The following is a 9,467-nucleotide window of genomic DNA, read 5'->3' on the forward strand; positions in this document are numbered from 1 at the left end:
TATAAAAGCCACCAATGGCAACATTGGTGGCTTTTTATTTACTCATGACCAAATGAGATAGGGTGCAGCGAACACTAATGAGTAAGCTTAACAGGTTAACCCTAAAACTTAGCCATTCGTACTTTCAAAGATTTTGTCCGCTGAAGCGGCCACGAAACCTGGGTACAAATCACCATTTTCCATCGGATAGCGCTTAGCAAATTCATAAAACCCGCCAGGGATAATTTCAGTGCCTTCGCTAAAACGAACCGCTACTTTATCTGCCATGGTCGATGACTGCTCTAGCAACACCTCAGGAGTGCCCTTCACTTCACCACCATTTTCATTAATGGTAAACCCAGCGGTACGCAGATGATCGTTTACCTGCTTCACTTCTTCATATTCATTGAGTTGGTTAACGCTCACCGTGAAGTGGTTTGCTCCGTAACCATGCGCCGCAAGCCAAGATGCGTACTCACTTTCTTTAGCCAACGTTTGGTAATCAGCAAAGCTTAAATCCCACAAGCGTCCACCATGTAAGAATGCGCTATCGTTCAGCTTGTCAGCATCGACTTGTGCCACCAAATTTTTCACAATCTCTTGTAGCTCAGGCGAGCACTCTTCAACTTTTAGCTCACTAATAAATACTTTAGGTTGCTTCGGATCTGGGTGCTCATAGTGCTTAGCAACCAGCTTTTTGCTTTCGAAAACGTAATCACCACACGCCTTGTAACCAATAGCTACAAATGGCTTAGCTAGAGTTTCAATACCAAGAGGCGCGATATTGAAGGTACGTAAAGCTATATGATCATTAATCAGAGGCTCATCTTCTTGAAGCAGCTGATGCACTTTAGCCGCCGAAGGGCAAAGACGTTGAATGTAATCTTGCCATAGCGATTCAAATAACACATCGGGCGTCATAACGACTCCTTGTTACGAGATGTAGAGTTTAAAGGTAAGCGGAAGTTGGCTGCTCGTTCACAACAAAAGTTGTCCAGAATAATGAACGAGCAACCATCAACCTGTGACGGTAAATGCCAGTCAGTCAACACGCTTTTCCGAGTCTTTGCTCACTTTTCGTGTTCTGCCAACGATCACTACAACCCATACCTAAATGATGCGCCGGCAAGGTGAGCCGCAATGCATAGTTGCGACTCTATTATTAAAACTTATAGCACTACACCTGGACTCAATGTTGCAGGCAAGACAGTTTCTTGACCTTCCATTGATGCCATTGGGTACGCACAGTAATCTGCTGCGTAGTAAGCGCTTGGGCGCAAGTTACCCGACGCCCCCGGACCACCAAATGGCGCATCACCGCTTGCCCCAGTAAGCTGGCGGTTACGGTTCACGATTCCTGCACGAATGTGGTCAACGAAGTATTCCCATTCTTGGTCGTCGGTTGAAACCAAACCAGCAGATAAGCCAAAGCGCGTATCGTTTGCTAGCGCCACGGCTTTGTCTAATCCTTCGTAGCGCACCACTTGCAGAAGTGGGCCGAAGTACTCTTCATCTGGTAACTCAGCAATGTTCGTTACATCAATGATGCCTGGAGAAACAAACGCCGCCTCTCCTGCTTTCGCTTCAATCAAGCTTTCACCGCCAAGAGACTGTAGATTAGCTTGTGCATCAAGAATAAACTTGGCTGCCGCGACCGAAATTTGCGGTCCCATAAATGGCGCAGGTTCTGCAAATGGTTGGTCTACGCGAATATTGCGTGTCGCTTCAACGAGTTTGGTGATAAGCGCATCGCCTTTTTCACCCAATGGCACATACAAACGACGAGCACACGTACAACGCTGCCCAGCACTGATAAACGCTGACTGGATGATGGTGTAAACCGTGGCATCCAAATCACCATATTTATCAGAGATCACCATCGGGTTATTACCACCCATTTCTAGTGCGAGCATCTTGCCTGGTTGACCCGCAAATTGACGGTGTAATACATGCCCCGTATTCGCGCTACCCGTAAACAGTACGCCATCAATGCCTTTTGCGTCAGCTAGGGCGATACCAGTTTCTTTCGCGCCTTGAACAAGGTTAATCACGCCTTTCGGCAGACCGGCTTCTTCCCATAGCTTCATTGCCAATTCACCCGTCCATGGCGTTTGCTCAGACGGTTTGAAGACTACCGTGTTACCAGCCAGTAGCGCAGGCACAATGTGACCATTTGGTAGGTGGCCTGGGAAGTTGTAAGGACCAAACACCGCCATCACGCCCAATGGGCGGTGGCGCAATACGATTTGGTTGCCTGCTGCTTCACGGCTCGCCTCACCAGTGCGGTCATGATAAGCGCGAATCGAAATGGCAATTTTACCTGCCATGGCTGCTGCTTCAGTGCGCGTTTCCCAAATCGGCTTACCGGTTTCTTTGGCAATCACTTCGGCGATTTTTTCGCTGTTCTCTTTTACTTTCTCCGCAAAAGCCAACACGATTGCCTCACGCTCTGAAAATGGACGCTTTTTCCAGTCAATAAACGCTTCACGCGCTGCAGATACCGCCTGGTTCACCTGCTCTGCCGTTGCACCTTTGCCTTGCCAGATCACTTCTTGGTTGTACGGCGACAGAGACGTAAATGCTTCACCCTGACCTTGTACCCATTCACCTGCAATCCAATGTGTCATTGTTTCTATCCTTAAATTCTGTCGTCTGTTACTGCGGAAGAAGGCGGACGAAATCCCCTTCTTCAACCGAAAGTGCATCCGCAACGTCTGGTGCAATCATCACGCTTTGTGTTTCTGCGTCATACGCCGCTTTAGTGACTGTCGCACGGAAGTTCTCGAAAGATGAATTACACATCAAGAAGTCTTGTGTGCTGGAATGTTCAGAGATTTTGACTTGCGCGCGGAATGAATGACGTACCGACTCAATATTACGCAGATCACACTCAACCGTTGGGCCACCGTCGAAGATGTCGACGTAGCCTCGGTTGGTAAAACCTTCACGCTCAAGCAGCTTCAGCGCTGGACGCGTGTTGTCATGTACTTGACCAATCACGGCTTGCGCTTCTGGGCTGAGCAGATTGATGTAAATAGGCAGTTTCGGCATCAAGTCGGCGATAAAGCCTTTCTTGCCGATACCTGTCAGGTAATCTGCAAGAGTGAAATCGATAGAGAAGAAATGCTCTTGAAGCCATTGCCAGAATGGTGAATTACCCTCGTCGTCTGAAACGCCACGCATCTCCGCAAAGATCGTTTCAGAGAAGCGCTCTGGGTGCTCTGCCATCATTAGGAAACGACACTTCGACATTAGACGACCATTCAGACCTTGGCGGAATTTCTCACGCAAGAACAAGGTACAAATTTCGCTGTTACCCGTGTAGTTATTACCAAAAGTAAGCAGTTTAACGACGTTGTTAACGCCAAGCTTTGGCGACGAGTGCACAACTTTACTAATGTGATATGAGTAAAATGGGACATCCCAGCCGATAGATGCTTCGATTCCGGTGGTACCCGCAACCTCACCCGTTTCAGAGTCAAAGCCAACCATCAGGTAGCCTTCATCGCCTGGTTCTGCCACATCTGGCTTACCAAAGCTGTACTCTGAATGTTTGATTCGATTGGTTAACAGTTCTTCGTTAACCGGTAGAGATGTAAATCCGTGACCAGACTCCACCGCACAAGTGTGCAGTGCGTCGTAATCCGACATCGCGATAGGGCGAACTACTAGCATCAATACTCCCTCCAGATGCAAGAAGATCCTAACTATATTGTAGGAACAATTCCCCCATCAGAGATCCTTGACGGGGGTGTCTGCGTTGACGTTTAAACTGATATCGCGCTTAAACTAAAGTCGCGATCGCTTTATCCAGTTTCGCCAAGCCTTCTTCAATTTCTTGTTGTGTGATAACGAGTGATGGTGTGAAACGTACGACATTGGCACCCGCAACCAATACCATGAGACCTTGTTTACCTGCAGCAACCAGCACGTCACGCGCACGGCCTTGCCATTCTTCATTTAGTGCAGCGCCAAGTAATAGGCCTTGACCGCGCACTTCTGAGAAGATGTTGTACTTCGCGTTGATCTTCTCTAGACCTTCACGGAACATTGCTTCGCGTTCTAGTACACCAGCCAAAACCTCTGGCTTAGTGACTTCATTTACAACCGCTTCTGCAACCGCACACGCTAGTGGGTTACCGCCATATGTAGAACCGTGAGTGCCCACTTTCATGTGCTCTGCCAATTTTGCTGTCGTTAGCATTGCACCGATTGGGAAACCGCCACCAAGTGATTTCGCAGTACTTAGAATATCTGGCGTGATACCTAAACCTTGGTAAGCGTAGAAGTTACCTGTTCGGCCATTACCAGTTTGCACTTCATCGAAGATCAGTAAGGCGTTGTGTTTGTCACACAGCTCGCGAACCGCTTGAGCGAACTCAGGCGTTGGTGGCACGATGCCGCCTTCACCTTGTAATGGCTCCATCATGACCGCACAAGTACGATCAGACATGTGTGCTTGTAAAGCTTCGATATCGTTGTAAGGAAGGTGTGTCACGTCGCCTGGCTTAGGACCGAAGCCGTCAGAGTATGCCGCTTGGCCACCAACCGTTACGGTAAAGAATGTACGACCGTGGAAACCTTGTTTGAATGCAATGATTTCAGATTTCTCAGTGCCATGAACGTCTGCTGCATAACGACGTGCCAGCTTCAAAGCGGCTTCGTTTGCTTCTGCGCCAGAGTTAGCAAAGAACACTCGCTCAGCAAAACTCACTTCTGTTAGCTTTTTCGCCAGACGAAGGGCTGGTTCGTTCGTCATAACGTTACTTAAGTGCCAAAGCTTGTTAGCTTGCTCTGTTAGTGCGTCCACCATTACTGGATGACAATGGCCAAGACAGCTCACTGCAATACCACCAGCAAAGTCGATGTATTCATTACCTTCCTGATCCCAAACACGTGAACCTTCACCTTTAACAGGGATCATTTCCATCGGGTTATAGCAAGGTACCATTACCTCATCGAATAAACCGCGCTCTACTTTAATTTCCGTTGTCATTGCACATTCCTTCTTGATACCGCATGCGTAGCAGATAAGCGAATTTAACCGGCTCTCTTTGCCAGCAAATAATGTTTTGCATTTAAGCTATTGCGGCATTGTATTTACATTTAATTAACCATTTCAATAGTGATTTATTCTTTTCGTTCTCGAAAGTAACTTCCATTAATCACTGCTTATGACTATTTATGCATCAAGAAAGTAAAATAGAGAAGTGATTTTTTATAAATGTTATGTAATACAGGGGATAGAAGGTTTTAAAAGACATGAATAGACAAAGAGACTCGAGAGAATCGCATAGTTTTGCAATCCGCTCACCTCAGCAAAAAGATGAATGATTTGTTAAGAAAAGTGATCGCGATCAGATCGTTTTGCGTGCTAAAAAGTTCGCAAGCAACTCGTGACCTTGCTCAGTTTTGATTGATTCTGGGTGGAACTGCACCGCATCAATTGGCAAGGTTTTATGTTGGTAACCCATTATTTCATCCATGCTTCCGTCAGGCAGTTCTGTCCATGCAGTCAGTTCAAACACGTCGGGTAAAGTACCGTTTTTCACCACAAGAGAGTGATAACGGGTTACCGTGAGTGGGTTATTCAGATTTTTAAACACACTACGACCGTTATGACGAATCGGTGAGGTCTTACCGTGCATCACTTGTCGTGCACGTACCACTTCACCCCCAAACACTTGCGCTATCGCTTGATGGCCAAGGCAAACACCCAATATTGGAAGCTTACCAGCGAAGTGTTCTATCGCTTTCAGTGAAATACCTGCTTCGTTCGGCGTACATGGCCCTGGCGAGATCACCAAATGAGTTGGGTTGAGCGCCTCAATGCCTTGGATATCGATTTCATCGTTACGCACCACCTTTACGTCTGCACCAAGCTCGCAGAAGTATTGGTAAAGGTTGTAGGTAAAAGAGTCGTAGTTATCGATGATCAACAACATAAAGGGTCGGTTGCTCCAATCCGTTTTGGCAATGCTTACGTAGTGAATCGCCACGTTCGTGACAATCAAGGGCGGTATTTTGCTATACCAAGCAAGAAAGGCAAGTTTTTGCTGAATAAAAAGGCCAGCATAGGCTGGCCTTTGGTCTTTACAGCTATTTAGGAACTGTTTGTCAGAAAGTAAATTCGCTTAGCGGCGACGACGGAATAAGCCGAGACCTAGCAGCGCAAATAGCGCGCCAAAACCAAACGAACCACCATCTGAATCCTTCGACCCTTCTGTTCCAGTTTCAGTTTGCGTCATTGAAACATCACGAACAGAGCTAAACTTCACGATATTACCTGTCGAGTCAGTCACTTTCTCTTCTAACTGATAATTACCTTGCTCTGGCGTTTGTTCAAACTCAATATTCACGCTACGCGCATCAATATCAGCTTGAACTAAAGTTTGGCTAGCCGAGTAAGCTTTCGTATCGCTGCTTGCCGCAGCCGCTTGTGTGGATGGCGTTAAGTTCACCGTAACAATATCGCCCACAACCGCCGTTGGTGGTAAACGGACATCGACGGCTAAGTTGTCACCTGCTTTCGGTAAATCGATGTCATCATCTGGTAAATCAATCGCGATGATCACTGGATCGTGGTCAGAGGCAGAGAACGCATCTTTGTACTTCGGCATATCACCTGTGTACTTGCTGCTGTATTCGAACAAGTTACTCTCTAGTGAGTTGATGTGCCAATCTTCAATTGCTACCACTTTTTGCGCTAGGCTGCTGCTTGCCAATGCGTGGTCCAAATTACCCAGCTCGCCCGAATAGGTGTAAGAAAACGTATCAGCGCCGTGCAGCAACGTGTTTAAGTTGTGCAGACCGTAACCTTTTTCAATTTTGGTCTTCTCTACTTGAAGTTCACCATCACCAATGGTTGTGTAAGCAGCAGTATAAATGTCACGGCCGTATTTCTCTCTTGAGTAATCAGTCAGTGTCAGAAGTGGGTCTTCCATGCCATAAGCATTGAGGTCGCCCATGAGCAATACATCGCCTTTCACTTCTTTCAACGCTTCACCCACTGCGTGCGCAGCAGAAACGCGGAAGTTGTTACAGTTGCCTTGCAGATCCGCTGGCTCAGAATCTTCTACACCAGCAATCCACTCTTCAATACACTCAGAGCCTTTCGACTTAAAGTGGTTTACGACAATAGACAAATCTTCACCCGTCTCTTTCACCGTAAAGGTCTGAAGTAGACTGTGGCGTTGATATTTGTCGTATGCAGGGTTACTTTCAGTGCCCTCTTTACGAGTAATGGTGTTCTCTGCAATGTGTTGCTCTGGCGTCACAATGACTTTTGCTGCTTCTTTTGGTGTTACTGCGTTAGCACGATATAAGATCGCCACCATGATCGCATCACTGCCAAAGTATTCGTCTTGGTATTTGTCTTGCTCTTCGATTTCGACATACGTGTAATGATCTTCCACGTCATCAATCTCAGCGTTTAAAGCATCAACCAAGTTTTGGATAGCACTACCATCACCAAAGCCGTTATTTTCCACTTCCATCAAGCCAATGATGTCCGCGTCCATCTTATTCATCGCTGAAACTATTTTCGCTTGCTGGATCAAGAACTCATCAAGGTTTGTCGCGCCACGATTTTGCCCGGTTGGGTTGTCGTGCCCGCTGTCAGCAACTGAAGTGAAGTAGTTAAGAACGTTGAAGCTCGCTACTCGTAAATCAGAATCGGCTATGGCTGGCGCCGCTTTACGCGCAACGTTAAAGTCATCACCTGACGTGACAAAGTTGCTGCTATCAACTTCATTGGTCGCAATTAGGCGGTACTCGTTGTAGCTGTAAGCCACAACACCTTGCAGGCCTTCGACACGAGAGCCTAGGCGAATGTGCTGCTCTGAAGAGCCATTTTGGTCTGCATCTTTAGCAAAATCTGGGTAGTATGGGATTTGTCCGTTTGGTGCTTTGCCATCTGATTCTAGGTATACGCGGTTCGCTGCGTTGTCTTTTGCTAGCTCAACGGCTGCATCGCTCTCTGCCGCGTGTAATTGAGTCGGCTTTAACAATGGCGCTTCATGAGAGAGCATCATATTGTTACGACGTGAATCGTAGTCGTAAGAGAAGTTGCGAGTTACAAACAAGTCACTTGCCGAGGTCAACTCAACTTGCATCCCTTCATGACGCTCAAGCGCATCACGTAGTGTCTCACCTTCTTTGATAACAAGATCGGTAACTCGAGAGGTTTCAGAGGTGCCTGTTTTCACATAGCTGTTAGCATCAGAAGCAAGCTGAGTATTGCTGTAATACTCTTGAACTTTACCTTTCACACAAACAACGTCACCAGCTTTCAGCGCCGTGTCTGCCGCGTCAGTATGAATGAACAAGCCTTCTGAGGTCTTGTCGTTGTTGTCGCTTTCTAATGCTTGTAGGTAGAAACCTTTGGTTAGGCCAGTGGTAACAGCAGTCACGACACCCGTTACGAAATGATCTTCGTCAGTAATGTATGGGTAACCATCAATGAATGGAGACGTATCGCCTTCACCTTGAATATCTTGGATGGTAGTGAAGTTAGGTTGCTGACCGTCGACTTCACAAGCGAATGGTGCTGGTGGCTCAGTCGCATTTAGCTCACCAAGGCCGTCAATGTTGTCTTTCTCAAATGCCGTCCACTGAGATGCATCATAAGTAGCAGAAGGGGTTAGTGCATCACTGTTACGAACTAATGTGGTGTCTTTACCAAAATCTACGTCACCCATCACACCGATGATGTCGTGCACTTCACCATCTTTAAGCAGTGCGATCGGGTCGTCACCGTTAAAGTTCGCAACGCTTTTATCTGTGATATCCGAGACAGCTTTGATGGTATCGCTCGCGTCACCATGCGCCAGTACATACACTTGGTTAGCTTGTAGCGTCACTTGGCTAAGGTCGAATGTGCTACCCCAAGTACCACCACCGTTTGATGATTTCGCCAACTCGTAGCCAGTGAGTGTCACCGCAGTATCACCCGTATTAGCGATCTCTACCGCTTTATTATAAGCGCCGCCTTCTACGTATTGGGAAATAATAATCTCTGCGTTCGCGTTTGCACTAAGTGCACTGGCGATGGTTAATGCGAGTATTGAGGGTTTGATTAACGTGTCCATTGTCATACCTGATATTTATGTAAATGCAAACTTAGCTCTGGTTAGAGCCTGCCATTTGCGTCTACTATCAGGTTTATTTATGAAATAAATAAGAATGAGTAATTAAAGCCGTGAAATGAATCACATGTGAATATAAGAAAATATGCCAGAGCATCCCATTCAAACATTTTTTGTAATAAATACAGAGCGCTATTGATAAACAAGTCAGAATTTAGATTGATTACTCAGTTTACTTTTTCACTTCATGTTAAGGAGTAGAAAATACATCACTTGTTGAGTTGCTTATTAACCCAACCGTTCCGTTACAAATAAAAAATATAATTAGTCACTAATTTAGAATGCTTTAATTTTCACTTGTATCACTGTTCAAGCCCAAGAATCTATTACTCGCTTCGCTCT

General features: G+C 46.4%; 6 protein-coding genes. All 6 read right to left on the reverse strand.

Annotated elements, in window-relative coordinates; genetic code table 11:
- Nucleotides 1-108: 108 nt before the first annotated feature.
- The 6 genes from IQR33_RS22015 to IQR33_RS22040 all read right to left on the reverse strand — a co-directional run bounded on the left by IQR33_RS22015 (nt 109) and on the right by IQR33_RS22040 (nt 9,068).
- Nucleotides 109-900: a DUF1338 domain-containing protein gene (locus IQR33_RS22015; protein WP_042523639.1), complete on the reverse strand. Its 792-nt coding sequence runs from the start codon at nt 898-900 to the stop codon at nt 109-111.
- Between the two features lie 248 nt (nt 901-1,148).
- Nucleotides 1,149-2,606, reverse strand: a complete 1,458-nt coding sequence (gene astD, locus IQR33_RS22020; RefSeq protein WP_025768787.1) for a succinylglutamate-semialdehyde dehydrogenase — start codon at nt 2,604-2,606, stop codon at nt 1,149-1,151.
- Between the two features lie 28 nt (nt 2,607-2,634).
- The gene (astA, locus tag IQR33_RS22025) at nt 2,635-3,654 is read right to left on the reverse strand and encodes an arginine N-succinyltransferase (RefSeq protein WP_005381422.1); all 1,020 of its coding nucleotides are present in this window, start codon (nt 3,652-3,654) and stop codon (nt 2,635-2,637) included.
- Between the two features lie 109 nt (nt 3,655-3,763).
- Complete coding sequence (locus IQR33_RS22030; RefSeq protein ID WP_054575289.1) at nt 3,764-4,975, reverse strand: aspartate aminotransferase family protein; 1,212 nt, start codon at nt 4,973-4,975, stop codon at nt 3,764-3,766.
- Between the two features lie 361 nt (nt 4,976-5,336).
- Nucleotides 5,337-5,924: an aminodeoxychorismate/anthranilate synthase component II gene (locus IQR33_RS22035; protein WP_065274924.1), complete on the reverse strand. Its 588-nt coding sequence runs from the start codon at nt 5,922-5,924 to the stop codon at nt 5,337-5,339.
- A gap of 189 nt (nt 5,925-6,113) precedes the next feature.
- Nucleotides 6,114-9,068, reverse strand: a complete 2,955-nt coding sequence (locus IQR33_RS22040) for an ExeM/NucH family extracellular endonuclease (RefSeq protein ID WP_193837597.1) — start codon at nt 9,066-9,068, stop codon at nt 6,114-6,116.
- Nucleotides 9,069-9,467: the final 399 nt, after the last annotated feature.

Origin of the sequence: Vibrio sp. OPT46 (assembly GCF_015163535.1) — a bacterium.
Taxonomy (GTDB): Bacteria; Pseudomonadota; Gammaproteobacteria; order Enterobacterales; family Vibrionaceae; genus Vibrio; species Vibrio alginolyticus.

Coding starts and splice junctions, on each gene's coding strand:
- IQR33_RS22015 (WP_042523639.1), bottom strand. CDS start 900: ATGACGCCCGATGTGTTATTTGAATCGCTATGGCAAGATTACATTCAA.
- astD (WP_025768787.1), bottom strand. CDS start 2,606: ATGACACATTGGATTGCAGGTGAATGGGTACAAGGTCAGGGTGAAGCA.
- astA (WP_005381422.1), bottom strand. CDS start 3,654: ATGCTAGTAGTTCGCCCTATCGCGATGTCGGATTACGACGCACTGCAC.
- IQR33_RS22030 (WP_054575289.1), bottom strand. CDS start 4,975: ATGACAACGGAAATTAAAGTAGAGCGCGGTTTATTCGATGAGGTAATG.
- IQR33_RS22035 (WP_065274924.1), bottom strand. CDS start 5,924: ATGTTGTTGATCATCGATAACTACGACTCTTTTACCTACAACCTTTAC.
- IQR33_RS22040 (WP_193837597.1), bottom strand. CDS start 9,068: ATGGACACGTTAATCAAACCCTCAATACTCGCATTAACCATCGCCAGT.